Source organism: Niallia sp. 03133 (genome assembly GCF_052663225.1).
Window position 1 is genome coordinate 84,936 of the sequence record NZ_JBQTCY010000011.1, and the last position, 18,348, is coordinate 103,283.

Annotated in this window: 18 protein-coding genes and 2 pseudogenes; 12 read left to right on the forward strand and 8 right to left on the reverse strand. The window is 35.9% G+C overall.

The window, feature by feature from the left end; translation table 11 throughout:
• Nucleotides 1–328 precede the first annotated feature (328 nt).
• A complete protein-coding gene (locus tag ACTYBU_RS16155; RefSeq protein WP_445491306.1) occupies nt 329–1,585 on the forward strand; it encodes a DUF445 domain-containing protein in 1,257 nt (418 codons plus the stop codon).
• Between the two features lie 473 nt (nt 1,586–2,058).
• Here the strand turns inward: ACTYBU_RS16155 and ACTYBU_RS16160 are convergent, their stop codons facing one another.
• Nucleotides 2,059–2,475 (reverse strand): hypothetical protein, encoded by a 417-nt coding sequence (locus tag ACTYBU_RS16160; protein ID WP_445491308.1) that lies wholly within the window; start codon nt 2,473–2,475, stop codon nt 2,059–2,061.
• A 185-nt stretch (nt 2,476–2,660) separates the two neighbouring features.
• Complete coding sequence (locus ACTYBU_RS16165; protein WP_445491310.1) at nt 2,661–3,593, reverse strand: aldo/keto reductase; 933 nt, start codon at nt 3,591–3,593, stop codon at nt 2,661–2,663.
• A gap of 286 nt (nt 3,594–3,879) precedes the next feature.
• On the opposite strand from ACTYBU_RS16165, the gene ACTYBU_RS16170 reads away from it, so the two are divergent.
• On the forward strand, nt 3,880–4,047 hold the full coding sequence (locus tag ACTYBU_RS16170) for a GH36 C-terminal domain-containing protein (protein WP_445491312.1): 168 nt from the start codon (nt 3,880–3,882) through the stop codon (nt 4,045–4,047).
• A gap of 194 nt (nt 4,048–4,241) precedes the next feature.
• Nucleotides 4,242–4,828 (forward strand): annotated as a pseudogene (locus ACTYBU_RS16175) (oligosaccharide MFS transporter).
• Nucleotides 4,829–4,930: 102 nt separating this feature from the next.
• Here ACTYBU_RS16175 and ACTYBU_RS16180 read toward each other — a convergent pair.
• Nucleotides 4,931–5,887 carry a ribose-phosphate diphosphokinase gene (locus ACTYBU_RS16180; protein ID WP_445491313.1) on the reverse strand — a complete coding sequence of 319 codons (957 nt, stop codon included), beginning with the start codon at nt 5,885–5,887 and terminating at the stop codon, nt 4,931–4,933.
• Between the two features lie 288 nt (nt 5,888–6,175).
• On the opposite strand from ACTYBU_RS16180, the gene ACTYBU_RS16185 reads away from it, so the two are divergent.
• Nucleotides 6,176–7,537, forward strand: a complete 1,362-nt coding sequence (locus ACTYBU_RS16185) for an amino acid permease (RefSeq protein ID WP_445491315.1) — start codon at nt 6,176–6,178, stop codon at nt 7,535–7,537.
• Nucleotides 7,538–7,766: 229 nt separating this feature from the next.
• Here the strand turns inward: ACTYBU_RS16185 and ACTYBU_RS16190 are convergent, their stop codons facing one another.
• A complete protein-coding gene (locus ACTYBU_RS16190) occupies nt 7,767–8,291 on the reverse strand; it encodes a type 1 glutamine amidotransferase domain-containing protein (RefSeq protein WP_445491317.1) in 525 nt (174 codons plus the stop codon).
• Nucleotides 8,292–8,603: 312 nt separating this feature from the next.
• Here ACTYBU_RS16190 and ACTYBU_RS16195 point away from each other — a divergent pair, with 312 nt between their 5' ends.
• Entirely contained in the window at nt 8,604–9,404 is an 801-nt protein-coding gene (locus tag ACTYBU_RS16195; RefSeq protein ID WP_445491319.1) for an SDR family NAD(P)-dependent oxidoreductase, read from the forward strand.
• Between the two features lie 223 nt (nt 9,405–9,627).
• On the opposite strand, the gene ACTYBU_RS16200 is transcribed toward ACTYBU_RS16195, so the two are convergent.
• Entirely contained in the window at nt 9,628–9,774 is a 147-nt protein-coding gene (locus ACTYBU_RS16200; RefSeq protein ID WP_445491321.1) for a hypothetical protein, read from the reverse strand.
• 265 nt (nt 9,775–10,039) lie between these two features.
• Here ACTYBU_RS16200 and ACTYBU_RS16205 point away from each other — a divergent pair, with 265 nt between their 5' ends.
• Complete coding sequence (locus ACTYBU_RS16205; protein WP_445491322.1) at nt 10,040–11,041, forward strand: aldose epimerase family protein; 1,002 nt, start codon at nt 10,040–10,042, stop codon at nt 11,039–11,041.
• Nucleotides 11,042–11,149: 108 nt separating this feature from the next.
• Here ACTYBU_RS16205 and ACTYBU_RS16210 read toward each other — a convergent pair whose 3' ends face one another.
• Both ACTYBU_RS16210 and ACTYBU_RS16215 read right to left on the reverse strand, forming a co-directional pair.
• Complete coding sequence (locus tag ACTYBU_RS16210; RefSeq protein WP_445491323.1) at nt 11,150–11,797, reverse strand: peroxiredoxin-like family protein; 648 nt, start codon at nt 11,795–11,797, stop codon at nt 11,150–11,152.
• A 150-nt stretch (nt 11,798–11,947) separates the two neighbouring features.
• Complete coding sequence (locus tag ACTYBU_RS16215) at nt 11,948–12,526, reverse strand: TetR/AcrR family transcriptional regulator (RefSeq protein WP_445491325.1); 579 nt, start codon at nt 12,524–12,526, stop codon at nt 11,948–11,950.
• A gap of 287 nt (nt 12,527–12,813) precedes the next feature.
• Here ACTYBU_RS16215 and ACTYBU_RS16220 point away from each other — a divergent pair, with 287 nt between their 5' ends.
• Nucleotides 12,814–13,503, forward strand: a complete 690-nt coding sequence (locus tag ACTYBU_RS16220) for a glycosyltransferase (protein ID WP_445491326.1) — start codon at nt 12,814–12,816, stop codon at nt 13,501–13,503.
• A 100-nt stretch (nt 13,504–13,603) separates the two neighbouring features.
• Here the strand turns inward: ACTYBU_RS16220 and ACTYBU_RS16225 are convergent, their stop codons facing one another.
• Nucleotides 13,604–13,939 (reverse strand): cupin domain-containing protein, encoded by a 336-nt coding sequence (locus tag ACTYBU_RS16225; RefSeq protein WP_445491327.1) that lies wholly within the window; start codon nt 13,937–13,939, stop codon nt 13,604–13,606.
• 71 nt (nt 13,940–14,010) lie between these two features.
• Between ACTYBU_RS16225 and ACTYBU_RS16230 the strand changes: the two genes are divergently transcribed.
• The 5 genes and pseudogenes from ACTYBU_RS16230 to ACTYBU_RS16250 all read left to right on the forward strand — a co-directional run bounded on the left by ACTYBU_RS16230 (nt 14,011) and on the right by ACTYBU_RS16250 (nt 18,157).
• A complete protein-coding gene (locus ACTYBU_RS16230; protein ID WP_445491328.1) occupies nt 14,011–14,178 on the forward strand; it encodes a PTS glucose transporter subunit IIA in 168 nt (55 codons plus the stop codon).
• A gap of 203 nt (nt 14,179–14,381) precedes the next feature.
• Nucleotides 14,382–15,808: pseudogene (locus ACTYBU_RS16235) on the forward strand (glycoside hydrolase family 1 protein).
• 376 nt (nt 15,809–16,184) lie between these two features.
• Nucleotides 16,185–16,280, forward strand: a complete 96-nt coding sequence (locus ACTYBU_RS16240; RefSeq protein ID WP_445491330.1) for a CAT RNA binding domain-containing protein — start codon at nt 16,185–16,187, stop codon at nt 16,278–16,280.
• Between the two features lie 25 nt (nt 16,281–16,305).
• Nucleotides 16,306–16,707, forward strand: coding sequence for a PRD domain-containing protein (locus tag ACTYBU_RS16245; RefSeq protein ID WP_445491332.1), 402 nt, complete (start codon nt 16,306–16,308; stop codon nt 16,705–16,707).
• Between the two features lie 214 nt (nt 16,708–16,921).
• Nucleotides 16,922–18,157, forward strand: a complete 1,236-nt coding sequence (locus ACTYBU_RS16250) for an MFS transporter (RefSeq protein WP_445491333.1) — start codon at nt 16,922–16,924, stop codon at nt 18,155–18,157.
• Nucleotides 18,158–18,348: the final 191 nt, after the last annotated feature.

The following is an 18,348-nucleotide window of genomic DNA, read 5'->3' on the forward strand; positions in this document are numbered from 1 at the left end:
GAGAAAAAGCGGGTACACGGTGAGAATAAGCTATTGTCCGCCAGAAAAAGTTTCAATACAGCCAAATTTAAGTAGCAAACACAAAAGAGTAAATACCCCAAAAGGCTGCATATTAGCCCGTTTGAGTAAAGAGCTGAAATAATGGCTATACTGTTGGTTGAATAATTAAAGGGAAGGGAATTAAAAGAAAATGATATGATCGACTGAGCAGCTATGTAAAGGACCAATTTTTTAAGAAAAATAATTGTTCTATTTACCATAAAAAAGAAAGTTCTGTTATTCTATAAGATAGTGAAACAAAATTAATATCTGAGGGAAGTTAGTTATGATGGCAAAACAAAAGAATAAATCAAGATACTTTGCAAAAATTTCATTAGGAATTATGGGAGCTGGCTTTCTCTTAACGATTCCATTTCAAGATTCTATTATCGTTCGACTATTGCAAGGAGGCTTTGAGGCGGGATTGGTAGGAGGACTTGCCGATTGGTTTGCTGTTACTGCGCTTTTTCGCCATCCTTTTGGCATTCCGATTCCTCATACAGCGTTGCTGCCAAAAAAACGGACAACAATGGTCAACGGGCTTATTTCTATGTTGGAAAACAATTGGCTGACAAAATCAAGCATTCAAGAGAAATTAAAGCAAATAAAGTTTACAGACAAATTAATGCAGATAGCAGAGAAGGAATTGAACTCCGACGCTTTTTCAAAAAGGATTGGATCAATTCTTCATCAAGTGATCAGCCATGTAAATCCAGAAAAGGTTGCTCCAATTATTGAGAAAGAGCTGAAGAAATACATGCTTTCTTTTGATGTAAGGGGTTTTCTTCAATCCCTAGTCAATCAAGCAGTCAACAAAGATTTAGATGGAAAAGCGCTGGACTACGTCTTAATGGAGACGGAAAAATGGATGGCAAAGGAAGATACAAAACGGAAAATCGGTGTAATGGCAAAACAAATGCTCGACAATACGGAAGCAGACGGCTTTTTAAAGATGGCTCTTCATTCATTTAGCAACTTAATTAATGAGGAGAAGCTTGGAAATATGCTTCAGCCGTTTTTTCTTAAAAGAATCGTTCTTTTGCAAGAGCAGGATAATCCATATCGGCAGTTGATTCTTGCTCGGATTCGAAAAGAATTAGAAGGCCTGAAAGAGCGAGAAGAGTTAATGGCGGACATAAGTAATTGGAAAAATGAGTTTGTAAGCAGCTGGAGTCCAACCGATCAAATTACCAAAAGCTTAGAACAATTTCAGAATAAATTGCTTCAGTTGACAGAAGAAAAAGAATTTATCGAGAAACATGTCCTTGCATTTATTCGAGAATTTATCGAGAAAATAAAAGCAGATCCTGAAAAAATAGAAAGAATCGAAAATTGGATTCAAACACAAATCTACTATTTTATTGAAAAAAATCATAGTAAAATTGGCATTCTAGTGAAAGAAAATCTGGATAAATTGGACAATGAAACCCTTATTAATCTAATGGAAAATAATGTAGGGAAAGATTTGCAGTGGATTCGAGTAAACGGCGCTATTTGCGGGTTTTTAATTGGCATCATCTTAACCACTTTTAAGCTCCTTGTTTAGCTTTAAGCATCCTAATTATTTTCTTTTTATCCCACTCTTATCGGGCAGTAAAACTCCCACTGATGGAAGGTTCACTTATATTAAAATGTTTTATTACAAATGTAATATTATCCAATTCTTTGGAAAAAAATATAAAGAATTATTTTAAAAGCAACAAGGCTTTAAAATATACCTTGTTGCTTTTTATTTAAAGATAAGAAAGTATAAGTTTTCTGAAGTCTGACAAGTGTCTAGCGCAAGCGCCCTATCGACTTCAACGCTTCCCTCACCTCGCTTGCGTAGTTAACATCGACGCTTGCGCTCTTCGTGTTTCCTTTATCTCACTAAAGGTACACAAATTAAGAACGCCACATCCTTATGTCTTCGTTTGTGTGATCCACATCCTGTGGACCTCACCTTTTTCCGTCGATGAGCAAGGGCGCTTGTGCTTTTCTTATTGGTCTATGCTGAAGGCTGTCAGAAAATTAATGAAATTATTCGTTTAAAAAGTCGTCTAGGTATTCCTTTATTTCCTCTTTTACTTCCTCTATTGTCTCATCAAGTAGTTCACCAATAATTTTGCTGCCTGGAATTTTTTTTGAAGTAGATATTCCCAAAAAATTACGGTCACATTCCCAAATTGTTATGCTCAGCAAATCAAGTAATTCACCGTTATTTTCCAAAATTCCTATTACAACGGAGGAGTTGTAACTAGGTTTAAAAGGAACTTTCCCCTCTATATTGACATCTCCAGTTAAATCTAAATTATTCTTAAGAAGAGCAGATTTATAATCTTTCAGCAAGAGTTGAATATGTTCTTTTAGTATAGATTCTATATAGAGAATTTTTTCTTCTAGTTCTTTATTAAAAGAAGCTTGTTTGAATTTCCTATTCAAATCACTTCTTTTCATAAAAGATTAGACATCTGAAATTGTCTACTAATAATATTACGCCATGTAAATTATTTACCATGATAGCAGTAATTTTTTAAAATAGTTTCGAAAAATTCCAGTTAGAATGTTGGAAAATGGCCAATTAAAAAAGTAAACTGTATCTCTTATTTAGTAGGGATGCAGTTTACTTCTAAAGCAGCTTTTTACTTGAAAATCTGATCAATTTTACTGATTTCTTCTGCTGAAAGTGAAACGTCCAGCGTTTTAAGATTATTTAAAACCTGCTCTGCCCGCTTTGCACCTGGTATGATGGCATCAATGGAATCTTTTGTTAAGTACCATGCTAAAACAATATGTGCTACCTCTGCATTTTTTGTTTCTGCAATAGGACGAAGCTGATCCACTCTTTCTAGGTTTTTAATGAAATTTTCTCTTTGGAAATGCGGCATGTTTGATCGTAAGTCATGGAAGGTGTCTTCTTTGCTGTATTTTCCTGCTAGTAAACCGGAAGCTAATGGAAAATAAGGAATGAAGGAAATTTGGTTTAGGGCAGTAAAGGGAAGCATTTCCTTTTCTGCATCACGCTGAAGTAAATTATATTCTGCTTGTATAACATCGACATATCCATCCTTGTTGGCTTCTTTTAATTGATCCACAGAAAAATTGGATACACCGATGGAACGGATTTTTCCTTGATCTTTTAATTCTTTTAATGCACCGACGGCTTCATCCTTTGGTGTTGCTTCATCAGGGAAATGAATATAGTACAAATCAATGTAATCAGTTTGCAGACGTTTTAAGCTATCTTCAACGGATTGCTTTAAGAAGGAAGGAGAATTATCCAACACTACTTGATCATCGACAAATTTATGTGCTCCTTTTGTAGCGATTACCACATCTTCCCGCTTGCCTAATTCTTTGATTACATCGCCAATCAACTCTTCTGAACGCTTTGGACCGTAGATAAATGCGGTATCCAAAAAGTTAATTCCATTGATTAAAGCTGTGCGAACAAGATTTTTGCCTTCTTCCTCATTTAAATTAGGATATAAATTATGTCCTCCAACTGCATTTGTACCAAGACCAATTGGATTTACATATAAATCTGATTTTCCTAATCTCGTAAATTTACTCACAAAACAGCATCTCCTTTTGATAGATTCCCCAACATATTAGCAAAATAAGGGAAAAAATAGAAAAGATATGCTTGAAAGCAGAACTTTTCCTATCTATTATTAAGCCTGTTATAAATTGTCACACCATTGTTCGCTAACCTCATTCAGCAAGTTCGTATTTTTTTAATTGAAGAGATGGAGGACGTCCTTGAAAGATATGATCACCCAAGTAGTTTAGACTGGTTTACTGTTACGCGTGAAGACCTTTATCGAAATGAGGATCTCCTCGAATCTATTAGTACTTTGCATGCTAAATTTAACAAAACTGCAAGGTTTGGATGTGACAAAAAAATATCAGCTTGTTGGAACCGATCAAATTTATGGCGGAGATGAGCTTACTTATGTAGGTATTAGCATTCCTGCAGATATTTTAGGAGATTTCACAAGCTATGTTTGGAAGTTTGCTGGGGTTTAATATAGATTCATAGACAGGATAATAATGATAGAGAAGAATAAAGAATGCCTCAAACTAATTGGGGCGTTTTTTTGTTGATTTCAAAATTTTATTAGTATGATTTTTACTAATAATTTAGTGGAAATCCAGGTAAAAAAATAGTTAAAAACATTTAAATTCACCTTTTATTTAAAAAAAACCGGTAAAGTCAGAAAATCGTATATGTACTTGGAGTAGGCTGTGTCTATGATGTTTATGATCAACAATTTGCTGTTTATTTTACCCATTTCTTTTCTTCTCCAGAAAAAGGGACAGAGGTTTTTGGAAATCTAGTTACTTTCCAAATTTTCCTTGAAGGCATCATCATGATACTAGCACCATTTATCATTAATAAGACAGGGGCAAAGAATGCTTTATTATATGCTGGATTTATCATGTCATTTCGAATTTTAGGATCCGGTTTTGCTGAAGGGCCAATTGCTATTAGTTTACTTAAACTAATGCATGCTTTAGAAGTTCCGGTTCTATTAGTTGCTGTATTTAAATATATTTCTGCAAACTTTGATATGAGACTATCTGCAACCTTTATTTAATAGGGTTTCAGTTTTCTAAACAAATAGGATCTATCTTTCTATCAACGATTGCAGGAAAGATGTACGATACGGTTGGATTCCAAAGCGCATATGTATTATTAGGTTCGATTGCTTTTATATTCACCGTTATCTCCATCTTTACATTATCAGGGAATAAGTTATCATTAGTGAAAAATGTAAGCGTTAAAACAGTGAATGGACATAATTAAAGAGTAGAATGAAGACCGCAAGTGATATTACATGCGGTCTTCATTCTGCTTTAATGGATGCGTCCGAATTTTTTCGAAAAAAGCAGGAAATTTAATCGGTTTTTACTTAAATAATACACTTACCGATTTGTGCTCATACACTCTGATAATTGCATCACTAATTAATTTGGCGATGGAAAGCTGTGTGATTTTATCAATTCTTTTTTCTGGCGGCAGGGTAATGCTGTTTGTAACGATTAATTCTTTTAATGGAGATTCCTGGATTTTTTCAATGGCAGGCTCGGATAGAACTGGATGTGTACAGCATGCATACACTTCTTCTGCGCCATTGTCCAATAAGGCTTTTGCTCCGTCAGTAATTCTATATGCAGTATCTATAATATCATCTACAAGGATTGCTGTTTTCCCTTCAATATTCCCGACGATGTTTATTTCTCTTGAACCAAAGTCACGAGGTCCGCGCTTATCGATAATAGCAATTGGTGCTTTAAGACGATCAGCCATTTCGCGAGCACGTGTTACACTTCCATGATCAGGAGCAACCACAACAACGTCGTTGGCAAACTCTTTTGTACTTAAATATTGCGATAGAATAGGCATGCCGACTAATTGATCTACCGGTATATTAAAGAAACCTTGTGTCTGTGGTGCATGAAGATCTAATGTAATCACACGATGTGCACCTGATTTTTGAATGAGATTAGCTACTAGTTTCGCTGTAATTGGCTCCCTTGGCTGCGCTTTACGGTCTTGGCGGGCATAGCCGTAATAAGGAATGACAACATTAATGGATTTTACGGATGCACGTTTTAGCGCATCAATCATAATTAACAGCTCCATAATGCTTTGGTTAACGGGCTCACTAGTTGATTGGATAATAAAAACCTCACATCCTCGAACCGTTTCTTCAATATTAATTTGGATTTCTCCATCACTAAACTGCTTTACTGTACATTTCCCAAGTTCTATTCCTAGTTCATCCACAATTTCCTGCGCTAATTCTGGGTTTGCATTTAATGTGAAAACTTTTAATTTTGATCCTTTATATGTATTTGGCACGAATGAATCCTCCTATAAGTGAACGAATTTCTCCTTGATTATTACATATACCTATAATGTATTTTAGGTTACTATATTTGCGTTTGCAACAACTTAAGAAAATATTTGTAGATATCGGCGTATCCATTATAAAAATAAGTGTTAAGCGCTAATTTTTAATATTCTCATTAGTAAAATTTATTTCAGTATATTGATTATCCTGATAATATGGTAAACTACCATTCATAGTCTCCATTTTTTAGAATATAGGAATGCAACCAACTTAGAAAGAGAGTGTGAAGAAATATCATGCAGGAACAAACATTGTCTAGAGGATTAAAAAACAGACATGTACAGCTTATTGCGATTGGAGGAGCCATTGGAACAGGGTTATTTCTTGGGGCGGGCAAATCTATTCATTTAGCAGGACCATCTATTTTATTTGCTTATATTATTACAGGCATCATTTGCTTTTTAATTATGCGTGCACTTGGTGAACTGCTTTTATCGAACTTAAAGTATCATTCCTTTGTTGACTTTGTAAGAGATTATTTAGGTGATATGGCCGCATTTTTAACAGGATGGACGTACTGGTTTTGCTGGATTTCCATCGCAATGGCTGATTTAACAGCTGTTGGGCTGTATACCCAGTTTTGGTTCCCTGATGTCCCGCAGTGGATGCCAGGTTTAATTGCGCTTGTCATTTTGCTGGCAATGAACCTTGCTACGGTTAAGCTTTTCGGCGAAATGGAATTCTGGTTTGCTTTAGTAAAGGTTATTGCCATACTAGCCTTAATTGTTATTGGAATATTTATGATTATAAAAGGCTTCTCTACAGATGCAGGACCATCTAGCTTTACGAATCTGTGGAGCCATGAAGGAATGTTTCCAAATGGAATGCATGGGTTTATTCTTTCTTTCCAAATGGTCGTTTTTGCGTTTGTCGGCATTGAGCTTGTCGGGCTTACAGCTGGGGAAACAGAAGATCCGGAAAGAGTTATCCCGAAAGCCATTAATAATATTCCAATCAGGGTTTTAATTTTCTATGTTGGAGCCCTTATCATTATTATGAGTATTTATCCATGGAATGCGATTAATCCAGCGAAAAGTCCGTTTGTTCAAGTTTTCTTGGCGGTCGGCATAGCTGCGGCTGCAGGCATCGTTAATTTTGTTGTCTTAACATCAGCTGCTTCTGCTTGCAACAGTGCTATTTTTAGTACAAGCAGAATGGTATTTTCCCTGGCAAAAGAAAAAAATGCGCCGGCGCCATTTGCGAAGCTTACTGTAAGCAAAGTGCCTTCTAATGCATTATTCTTTTCCATCGTCGTTATTTTGATTGCGGTTATTTTGAATTATGTCATGCCAGAAGGGGTATTTACACTGATTACGAGCATCTCTACCGTCTGCTTTATTTTTATTTGGGCAGTGACGGTTATCAGCCATTTAAAATATCGTAAAACAAGACCAGATCTTGCAAAAGTGAATAAATTCAAATTGCCGTTTTATCCATTTTCGAATTACTTGATTTTAGCATTTCTTGCTTTTGTGCTTGTAGTGCTGGCTCTTGCAGAAGATACTCGTGTAGCTTTATTTGTAACTCCAGTATGGTTTATCCTTTTGATTGTCATTTATAAGCTGCGGAATAAAAAACAAGAAGAACAAGCAACTTAATAGAAGAAAGTTGTTAATAAAGAATGAAGGGGGCTGAATTGATTCAGCCCCCCTTTTAAATGGTGTTAAGTTTTCTTTTATCCCACGCTTAACGGGCAGTAAGATCCCCACCTCGGGGATGCCTAGAAATCGAGGAAGCTAGGTGTTGAAACTCGCCCGTAAAGGTCCGATAAGTGCAACTAACCATCAGTAGGGGATGAGGAAAAACCCCCACTGATAGAAGTTTACTTTATTGTTCTGCTAAAACATCAACAAAAGCTTTTGCATATGGCGGAAGATCTGGTGGACGGCGGCTTGAAATAATGTGTCCGTCCACTACTACAGGTTCATTATGCCAAATAGCCCCCGCATTTTCCATATCATCACGAATTCCAGGTGTACTTGTTACGTTAACACCATCTAAGATTTTTGCTGAAATCAGCACCCATCCAGCATGACAAATTTGTCCAATCGGTTTCTTATGTTCATGCATGTAGCGAACCATATCCAATACTTCAGGATAGCGGCGCAATTTATCTGGCGCCCAGCCGCCAGGGACAAGAATCGCATCATATTCTGACGCTAATATGTCAGTAAAAGCAAAATCGGACACTGCCGGCACTCCATATTTTCCAATATACGTTTCATTCGCCTTTTCCCCAACTAAATGAACCGCTGCACCTTCTTCTTGAAGACGCAATACCGGATACCACAGTTCTAAATCTTCAAAATCCGGACTGACAAGCGCAATAACCTTTTTATTTTTTAAACGCATAAAAAGCACCTCCAGAGTTTAGTATAGCATGTTCCAAGATGAGTTAAAAAAGATAGAGTTGAAAGAGTGACGGCGAGAAAAAGGAGTGAAGCAGCGGAAAAAGCAGGAAGAGCGGCAAGAAAAACAAAGTGTCCGCTTTAAAAGTGGGTAAGGCGGAATCAAAAGAAGTTTATGAGATAAAAAATTATTTCACATGAATAAAACAACCCCATCCACTATCGATTTTCCACATTTCTTGCTGAAAAAATAAGGAATCGATATAATTAAAGTGTTAAACAATCGGAATTTTTAAATAGTAAGGGGCTGGATTAAATGGCGATTTTTTCTAAAGAAGCTTTAGCAGAAAAACATATCTTAATAACTGGAGCTACTGGGGGAATTGGACAAGAAACGGCGAAAGTAATTGCATCGATGGGGGCATCGGTTACTGTTACAGGTCGAAAAGTACATGCCTTAGAAAAGCTGAAGCAGGAATTATTAACAATTACCGAGGAAGAGAAAATTTTTGCAAAGGCAGCAGATTTAAGTGATGAGTCGGACAGGCAGGAGCTTGTTAAAAGCAGTGAGAAGCAGCTTGGCTTTATTTATGGTTTAGTCAACAATGCGGCAATTATGGGAGGAACAGTGGTTGATCAGCTTGAGGAACAGGACGTAAGAAGCATGATGGATATTAATTATGTTTCCACATTTGCACTGACGAAGCTTGTGTATAAAAAAATGAGGGAGCAAAAGGCTGGAGCTATTGTAAATGTTTCTTCCCTTTCAGGGCTAAGAGGAACATATGCCAATGCTGCTTATTCGGCAAGCAAATTTGCTATAATTGGTTTTACACAATCATTAGCTCTTGAAGCGATTCAAGAAAATATACGTGTAAATGCTGTATGTCCTGGTTTTGTTGATACTAAAATGGCGAATGAATACATAGAAATAAACGCGAAAGCGAATAATGTTGCTTTTGAAGAACAAAAAAAGCTTAGTGCAAAAAGTATTCCATCAGGAAGATTTACTGCCCCAATAGAAGTGGCGAATACGATTGCTTTCTTATTAACAGATGCTGCAAATAATATTGTAGGCGAATCGGTAAAAATTTCAGGTGGTGCGGTTATGCGGTGAAAAGGGGGACTGACATGGTCAGTCCTTTCATTCTGTCGATAACCGTCTGCTTATCTAATATATCTATCTGTTATCCCTCATTTAATGAAATATAAAGTGAACCTTTCCATCAGTGGGGTTTTCTTCATCCCCCACTGATGGTTAGTTGAACTTATCGGACCTTAACGGGCAGTAAGACCCCCACCTAGCTTCCTCGATTCCTCAGCATCTTGAGGTGGGGGTCTTACTGCCCGTTAAGAGTGGGATAAATATGTATTTCCGCATTTTCTCCGTCACTGCAACTTTGATATTCTTCAAAATCATTACTATATTTTCGATTCAAATCCATTTTCCAAAGCTTTTGCCAAAACGCTCCTACGGCTTGCTGCATATCGCCTAGTACAATGAATTTAAATTAGTTAGTATTTTTAACCATCTATAGTTTTAGGAAGTTGAAATAAGCATTTATTTATTGCTAAATCTCTATTAATTCGAGTCAACGAAACTATTAGAAAACTGTAACTAGTTAAGAACTGATAATACAAGCAAGAAAACATATACATAAAAATAGTGTCTTAACTAGTTTGCAAGTTCCATTTTTAGTGAAATGTATAAAAAAGAGTATTCTAATTTACTAGACAGGATGTGATCAAGGGATGAAAACAATTCAGAAGCAGAAAATTGGTGTAATAGATGGAAAAGAGGTTTTTCAATTTACGTTGGATAATGGGCAAATAAAAGTATCGGCTATCAATTATGGAGGGGTCATCACAGAAATCAGTGCGCCAAACCGTGATGGTGTCTATGAAAATGTTGTACTTGGATATGGGGGAAATCTTAACAAATATGAAACAGATTCTCCTTATTTTGGCGCAATTGTTGGACGCTGTGCTGGAAGAATTAGCAACGCTTCCTTTGAATTGGATGGGAAAAAATATGATTTGCCTGCTAATGATGGGAAAAGTCAGATGCATGGCGGACCTAAAGGCTTTAGTAAAGTGGTGTGGGATGGAGACGTAATGGAGGATAGTCTTATTTTTTCTTATTTCAGCAAAGCAGGTGAAATGGGATATCCCGGAAATGCAAACGTTTCGGTATGCTATCGATTATTGAAAAATAAGCTTATTATTGAATATAAAGCAACAGTTGATGAAAGAACCCCAATGACTATGACTAATCATAGCTACTTTAATTTATCCGGCATCGCAAATGAAACAGTTCATAACCATAAACTGACCGTTCCAAGCAAATATGTACTAGAATTAAATGAAGCGTCTCTGCCCACAGGAAAAAAATTAAATGTGGAGGGAACGATATTTGATCTTCAAAAAGGAAGATATTTAAAAGAAGCACTGAATTCAAAGGATAAACAAATTCAACTTGCAGAGCAGGGTTATGATCATCCATTTGAATTGGAAAAAGGGGTGATTCAGCTTGAAGAGGAGAAAAGCGGCAGAATGTTAACGATAGAAACAACGGAGCCTGCTGTTATCGTTTATTCCGGCAGCCATCTTGCAGACGGACAGCGATATCATGGAATTTGTCTAGAGACACAAGGATTTCCAGATGCGGTCAATCATAATGAGTTTCCTTCGTGCATCGTATCCCCGGAAAAGCCGTATGTTTCAACCACTATTTATCGTTTTGACACATTTTAAAGCAAAGAATTACGATTGCCCCTATTTCAGGAAGATAAAGAGTATAATCAAGTGAAAGGAAAAGGGGCTCATAAAAAGCCCCTTAATAATAAAAAAATAAGTTTTTTATTAAGCTAACTTTTTTAACAACGCGACAATTTCAGCAGGTTCCACTCTATTTCGATAATCCGGATCAACATTTGCAAATTGAATGATTCCACTTTGATTGATTATGTATGTAGCTGGCACTGGAAGCTCCCAAGCATCATTACCATTATGAGCTGGTACATCAAGACCAGACTGCTGATAAATTTCAATAAGATAATCAGGCATTTTAAATAATAATTTGTAATCATCAGCTGTGCTTCCATTAGGATCACTCAAGACAAAAAATGATAACTCGTTTTTTTCTTTCATCGTAAGAGAAGCGTCTGGAGTCTGTGGACTAATGGCTATTAATTGTGCTCCTGTTTCTTTTATATCTGAAAGGACACGTTGATATGCTTTTAATTCAAGGTTGCAGTATGGGCACCATGCTCCACGATAAAAGGTTAGAATGACTGGTCCTTTTGTTAATTCTTCGTATAACGCTACTTCATTGCCAGTTGCGTCCTTAAGTGTGAAGTTTGGTGCAAGTGCATCGATTTTTAATCCTTTTGCAATATCTAAAGATGCTAATTCTTTCGTAGCTTGTTCCATCAAACGTTGTTTTTCAGGAGAAGCCTTTTTTCTAAAGCTTGCTTTATAATCATTTATTTCTTCTAATAGAGTTGACAAGTTTATACCCCCATTTATTATTTACCTACCGGTCGGTACAATTTTAACAAAGGTTCTTGCTTTTCACAAGAACTTAATTACTAATTTTCTTAAAATAAGAATAAAGTAAACTTAAAGTGCATCCATCGTCAAACATGCATTTAACTCATTTTAACAAAGGTTGTATTGTCTCCGAACGGTGTCTAAAATATTTTTTAATACATCTGAATTTAATTGATTCTTCATGAGCATAATTCCCCCTTCAATCAAGGCAATCATTGCTTCCGCATTTTTTTTTGAATGTAACCGGGAATTAACAACCTTATTATGGTTCATATCCTCTAAATTATCTGCAATGGCCTCAGCCCAACGATCAAAGTATTCTTGAAGCTTTATACGATAGGTTTCATCATGTTCACTCATTTCAATTGCTAAATTGCCGATCGGGCATCCAGGCTTGTTTTCTTTTTCCGTGTGGCAGATTAATATCCAATCAAGCATTTTATTCAGTTTTTGTTTAGGAGGAGCCTCTGTTGATTTTAAAATCATTTCTATTAATTGTAGGTCCCGTTCTAGTATAAGATGGTCAATAACGGCCAGACCAAGATCATGCTTGGATGAAAAATAATGATAAAATTGTCCCTTTCCAATATTGGCAGCTGTAAGAATATCACTGATGGATGTGGCTTGATAGCCTTTTGAATGGATAATTTCTTGTGCTGCTAAGATAATTTCTTGTTTTTTTGACATTTCAGAACACCCTCACGTTGCTATTTATGTTCTCTATTATAGTGGAAATTAGGAGGTATGGACAATTGGCAATCCTGAATGATAAATAAATAGAGGGAAATTTGAATATTACACTTGTCTTCTTTCTATTTTGGGAGTTGAAATTACAACTCATTCGAATAAAAGTAGAGATATGACTAGAGAAAATTTCTTTGTTTTTCATTTTTGCAATCAGATAGAATAAAATCCCATTACATAAACCAAAATAACGTAGGATGTATTAAATTAATAGAATAAAGGAGAATTTTATGTCGAAAAGATCACTAAAGGTTCTACTATTTATTTGTTTTCTTGCAATCACCTTATTCCCCTTAAGAATGGAAGCTCAAGGAAATCCAAATGAACAAAAGCATTGTATTAGCTCATCAGAAGCAGGATTAAAAGGAGATTTACGAAGACTTTGGATTGATCACACAGTATGGACAAGAAAATACATTATCAGTGCTTTGGCAGGTTTAGACGATCAAGAGAAAGTGTTGTCTAGGCTGCTTAAAAATCAAGAAGATCTTGGAAATGCTATCAAGCCATATTATGGGGAAAAAGCGGGAACTAAACTAACGGTACTGTTAAAGGAGCATATTGTCCTTGCGGGAAAATTGGTTGATGCGGCAAAACAAAATAATCAAGCAGAAATAAACAAATACAATAAAGAATGGCATCGAAATGCTGATGATATTGCCAAATTTCTAAGTGATGCCAACCCTAATTGGAAGCTGCCAGTGATAAAGGATCTAATGTATACACATTTAAAATTAGTGACAGATGAAGTAACAGGGAGACTTCAAAAAGATTGGGATGCAGATATTCTTGCTTTTGATAAAGGCGAGGATCATATCATTATGATGGCGGATGCACTTGCTGATGGGATAATAAAACAATTTCCAGATAAATTTGTTAATAATAGACATGGAAAAATGGAAAAAAATCATAAGCATTAAGTGATGTTTTTTTAAGACAATTAATAAAATATAAAGCTATATATACCACCTGGAACTCATCAAAGAACAAAGAATGGACGAGGTCCAGATGGTAAAACCTTTAAAAAATATCGTTTAACTCCGTATCAGAGTAAGTAGAGATTAATACAACTGCCTTTTCTTCGCCGATGATTTTAACAAAATGAGGCACACTGGCATTCCAGCTGAAAGAATCTCCTTCATCAGCAACCACTATATCTTCGCCTTGTTCAGCGATAATTTTTCCTTCTAACACTAAGTGGCATTCTTCGCCTTCATGAGCATTCGGTTGGCCCTTAGAAGCACCTGGAGGAAATTCTACAATCATCGTTTGAAGCCCTCCCCTAGATGTTAAATGCTCAATTTTTAATCCGTTGTAAAAAGTGTTTGTGCGGTTTTCTTTCTTAACAACTCTCATATGCTGTTTTTACTGCAAAATTATCAGCAGGCTTCTTAAATGGATTTGAACTAGAATTAGCTTATCTTGCAATGGGAGTATATATTGCCATAACAGGATCAAAAGCATATGCTCTTGATTCTATTATTTTTAAAACGGTAAATTTAAATGGCAAGCATTTCACTTCCTTTGTTCAAGAGGGACAACGAGTCCATGCAGGAGAAAGATTAATAGATTTTGATTTAGAAAGCATAAAATAATTAGGCTACGATGTAGTTACACCTGTATTAATCGTGAATACAGATCAGTATAAAAGTGTAATAGGAGGAGGAAATAAGGAGGTTGCATTCGGTGAACAAGTAATAATCATAAAGAGGGCAAGTGTGCATACTTTATTTGCTGATTAAAAAGAAAAAAGACATAGGAAATTAAACTTACTAGGTAATAGCAGAGGTGAATGAAAATGAACTATAAAAAAATAAAAGAGTTTCCAGATGGTTTTTTGTGGGGGGCTTCTACGTCAGCTTATCAAGTAGAAGGCAGAGGAGATAACGATGGAAAAGGTTTATCCGTTATAGATATGTGTCAGCATCCGGCTGAAATCAGTGATTTTGATATAGCAAGTGACCATTACAATAGATACAAGGAAGATGTGAAATTATTTTCAGAAATGGGATTGAAGGCTTACCGTTTTTCTATTGCTTGGACAAGAGTCATTCCACAAGGTAATGGGGAATTAAATGAGAAAGGAATTGCATTTTATCGTGATTTAATTGATGAATTGTTAAGCTACAATATAGAGCCTATTGTCACCATGTATCATTTCGATTTGCCGTATGCATTAGAAGAAAAAGGCGGCTGGAGCAATCGAGAAACGATAGAGGCATTTGTGGAGTATGCAAGGATTTTATTTAAACACTTTGGAGCAAAGGTGAAGTATTGGATAACTATAAATGAACAAAATACTGTTATTCTGCATCCTGGTGCAATTGGAGTTTCAAAGAATAGGGGATTGCCGTCTAAAAAAGAATTATATCAGCAGAACCACCATATGATTCTTGCACAGGCAAAAGCAATGGATTTATTTCACCAGCTATGTCCTGAAGGCAAGATTGGTCCCGCGTTTAATATAACTTCTATGTATCAAGAAACCTGTAATCCTGTAATCCATTGGATGCTATTGCAGCACATAATTGGGAATCTATTCGTTGTTGGAGCTTTTTAGATTTAGCGGTTTGGGGAAGGTATAATAGCTTGGCATAGAGCTATTTAATGGACAGAGAGCTTCACCCCCTTATTTTAGAGGGTGATTTGGAAAAAGCTAACCCGGATTTTATCGCGATGAATTACTATTCAACAGCAACGATTGCTGCAAGTAAAAATGATGCATCCGATATTTCAGCAAGAGCAGGGGATCAGCAAATTATGTTAGGAGAACAAGGGGTATATCGTGCAGCTGAAAATCCATATGTAGATAAAACGAAATATGGTTGGGTAATTGATCCAATCGGGCTTCGAATGACATTAAGAAAAGTTTATGAAAGATATCATCTGCCAATGCTTATTACAGAAAATGGAATTGGAGCGCCTGATATATTAGAGGAAGAGGATAGAATCCACGATGATTATAGAATTGATTATATTGAAAAGCATTTAGAACAGTTAAAATTAGCCATTATGGATGGGGGAGAGGTAATAGGCTATTGCCCATGGTCGGCGCTGGATGTAGTGAGCACCCACCAAGGGTATGGCAAACGGTATGGGTTTATATATATTGACAGAGAAGAATTTGATGTAAAAGATTTACGAAGAATCAAAAAAGATAGTTTCTATTGGTATAGCGATGTAATAGCAGCTAATGGAAAACAAATAGGAAATGTGAAGCAATAATAAAATCGCCCTGTACTCAATGTTTTTATCCCACTCTTAACGGACAGTAAGCCCCCCACTCAGGATTCTGAGTAATCGAAGAAGTTAGGTGGGGGATAACTGCCCGTAAAGGTCCGATAAGTTCAACTAACCATCAGTGGGGGATGAAGAAAACCACCACTGATGGAATGGTTCACTTTATAAGGAAATTTGGGTATAGGGTGAATAAAGGAACATTGCCTTATAAATGGTTTAGAAGGATAACAATTAATAGATGGATTATCTCTTTTTCAAACTTTTTTGGGAATTTTTTTCATTGTCAGTATATTTATGCTGTTATATACTAAAAAAAATTTCCGACAATTGTACTGTAAATAAAAGTAGGAGGAGGGTAGTTATGAATGTTATTAAAGTGATGAATAATAGCCTTCTATTAGCAGAGGATAAAGACGGAAAAGAAGTTGTTGTCATGGGAAAAGGTATAGCATTTTAGCCATCGTCCCGGTGATCATTTAAACATGGATAAAGTTCAAAAGGTTTTTGTTTTAAAAGATGAGACAATAACGAAAAATTACATAAGACTGATTGAAGAAATACCAATTCAATATATTGAGATAACGAATTATATTATAAGCTATGCAAGTGAGAGATTGAATGGAAAACTAAGCGATCAAATTTTTGTTACGCTGATGGACCATATTTCATATGCACTGTTTCGATATAACAAAAATATTATTATTCAAAATCGATTAGTATGGGAAGTGAAAAGCTTTTATCCAAAGGAATTTTCTATTGGTCTCGATTCAGTCCAGCTTTTTCTGTCGATGAGCAAGGGAGCTTGCGCTTTTCTTATTTCTCTTAGATCAAAGGAAGCCGATAGGATTCACGCGATAAAAGGTCAAAATTCTTCCATTAAATAGATCCTCAGAATGCTATATTCCTTCTATTCTCCTTGCAGCTAAAACATTATTCAAAATTTTTATATGGTAATAAGATTTCCATATTTAACAATGTTGAGAATATAAACTATTATTTTATTAAATAAAAAGAAAATTTAGAATAATTTTTCTGTTTAGCGATTGGAGGGTTGATATTTTCCATAGTATTCTCAAAAAGAAAAGGAGAGATTAAATAATGAAGTCCAAAACGAATCAAAAGGTATCATTCCGAAGAATTTTTATTATCTCTGGTTTTAGCTGGGTATTTGATGCAATGGATGTAGGGCTTATATCATTTATTGCAGCTGCATTAATTCTAGAATGGGGACTCACTCCTCAGGAAGCTGGATTACTAGGAAGTGTTAATGCAATAGGAATGCTAATTGGGGCAATCGTGGCAGGTTCATTAGCGGATCGAATCGGGAGAAATAAAATCCTCATGTTTACGGTCTTATTATTTTCTATCGCAAGTGGTTTATCTGCTTTTGCAACTACATTCACTATTTTTCTAGTTCTTCGCTTTTTTATTGGACTTGGATTAGGAGGAGAGCTTCCGGTTGCATCTACTTTAGTTGCTGAAAATGTACCTGATCATAAAAGAGGGCGCATGGTAGTACTTCTTGAAAGCTTCTGGGCTGTTGGATGGATTTTATCTGCTGTAATTGCTTATTTTATAATGCCAGAATGGGGATGGAGATCCGCATTGATCATTGGTGCATTGCCAGCATTACTAGCTATTTATATGAGAAAAGGTCTTCCAGATTCGCCACAATTTCAATCGGTTGTAAAGGAAAAGACGTCCATTGTACAAAATATAAAAACTTTATGGTCGCCTGAATTTTCTCGTCAAACGACTATGCTTTGGGTCCTTTGGTTTTTTGTAATGTTCTCCTATCATGGTATGTTTTTATGGCTGCCATCTGTTATGGTATTGAAAGGATTCGGACTTATTAAAAGTTTTGGATATATATTATTAATGACACTTACACAGTTGCCTGGATTTTTTAGTGCGGCATGGCTGGTTGAAAAAGTGGGGAGAAAATTTGTTTTAATTACCTATTTAATAATGGCATCTATAAGCGCATTAATTTTTGGCAATGCTGATTCACTTCCAATGCTTATTGGCGGAGGAATGGCACTATCCTTTTTCTTCTTAGGAGTAACTGGAACAACATATGCCTACACAACGGATCATTATAACGCAAGTATTCGTGCAACAGGAAGCGGCATGGCGAATGCTGCAGGACGAGTAGGAGCTATCCTGGGACCATTAATAGTAGGTTCTTTAATTGCCAAGGGAGTATCCTTTAATCTGATATTTATTATGTTCTTCGCAGCTAGTTTAATTGCAGCTTTAAACGTCCTTGTTTTAGGAAAAGAAACGCGTGTGAAAGGAATACAGGGAGGAAAAGCTGTAAAAGAAGCCATTTAGCAAACAGTATTAACACTATATAGAATGTGGAAATAGAAAAAATATTCTCCTTAAAAATAAAGATAGATAAATGGACAGAGGTGACACCACTTTTGTCTATAGTCTGAAGGATAGCGCTTAAAGCTATCCTTTTTTAATGGCTGCAACATACATAAAATCAATTGCCATCGATAATGATTAATTCGAATGAA

Coding starts and splice junctions, on each gene's coding strand:
- ACTYBU_RS16195 (WP_445491319.1), top strand. CDS start 8,604: ATGGCGATTTTTTCTAAAGAAGCTTTAGCAGAAAAACATATCTTAATA.
- ACTYBU_RS16200 (WP_445491321.1), bottom strand. CDS start 9,774: ATGCAGCAAGCCGTAGGAGCGTTTTGGCAAAAGCTTTGGAAAATGGAT.
- ACTYBU_RS16220 (WP_445491326.1), top strand. CDS start 12,814: ATGTCGAAAAGATCACTAAAGGTTCTACTATTTATTTGTTTTCTTGCA.
- ACTYBU_RS16250 (WP_445491333.1), top strand. CDS start 16,922: ATGAAGTCCAAAACGAATCAAAAGGTATCATTCCGAAGAATTTTTATT.
- ACTYBU_RS16155 (WP_445491306.1), top strand. CDS start 329: ATGGCAAAACAAAAGAATAAATCAAGATACTTTGCAAAAATTTCATTA.
- ACTYBU_RS16160 (WP_445491308.1), bottom strand. CDS start 2,475: ATGAAAAGAAGTGATTTGAATAGGAAATTCAAACAAGCTTCTTTTAAT.
- ACTYBU_RS16185 (WP_445491315.1), top strand. CDS start 6,176: ATGCAGGAACAAACATTGTCTAGAGGATTAAAAAACAGACATGTACAG.
- ACTYBU_RS16240 (WP_445491330.1), top strand. CDS start 16,185: ATGAATGTTATTAAAGTGATGAATAATAGCCTTCTATTAGCAGAGGAT.
- ACTYBU_RS16205 (WP_445491322.1), top strand. CDS start 10,040: ATGAAAACAATTCAGAAGCAGAAAATTGGTGTAATAGATGGAAAAGAG.
- ACTYBU_RS16230 (WP_445491328.1), top strand. CDS start 14,011: ATGGGAGTATATATTGCCATAACAGGATCAAAAGCATATGCTCTTGAT.
- ACTYBU_RS16225 (WP_445491327.1), bottom strand. CDS start 13,939: ATGAGAGTTGTTAAGAAAGAAAACCGCACAAACACTTTTTACAACGGA.
- ACTYBU_RS16215 (WP_445491325.1), bottom strand. CDS start 12,526: ATGTCAAAAAAACAAGAAATTATCTTAGCAGCACAAGAAATTATCCAT.
- ACTYBU_RS16190 (WP_445491317.1), bottom strand. CDS start 8,291: ATGCGTTTAAAAAATAAAAAGGTTATTGCGCTTGTCAGTCCGGATTTT.
- ACTYBU_RS16245 (WP_445491332.1), top strand. CDS start 16,306: ATGGATAAAGTTCAAAAGGTTTTTGTTTTAAAAGATGAGACAATAACG.
- ACTYBU_RS16170 (WP_445491312.1), top strand. CDS start 3,880: ATGCTAAATTTAACAAAACTGCAAGGTTTGGATGTGACAAAAAAATAT.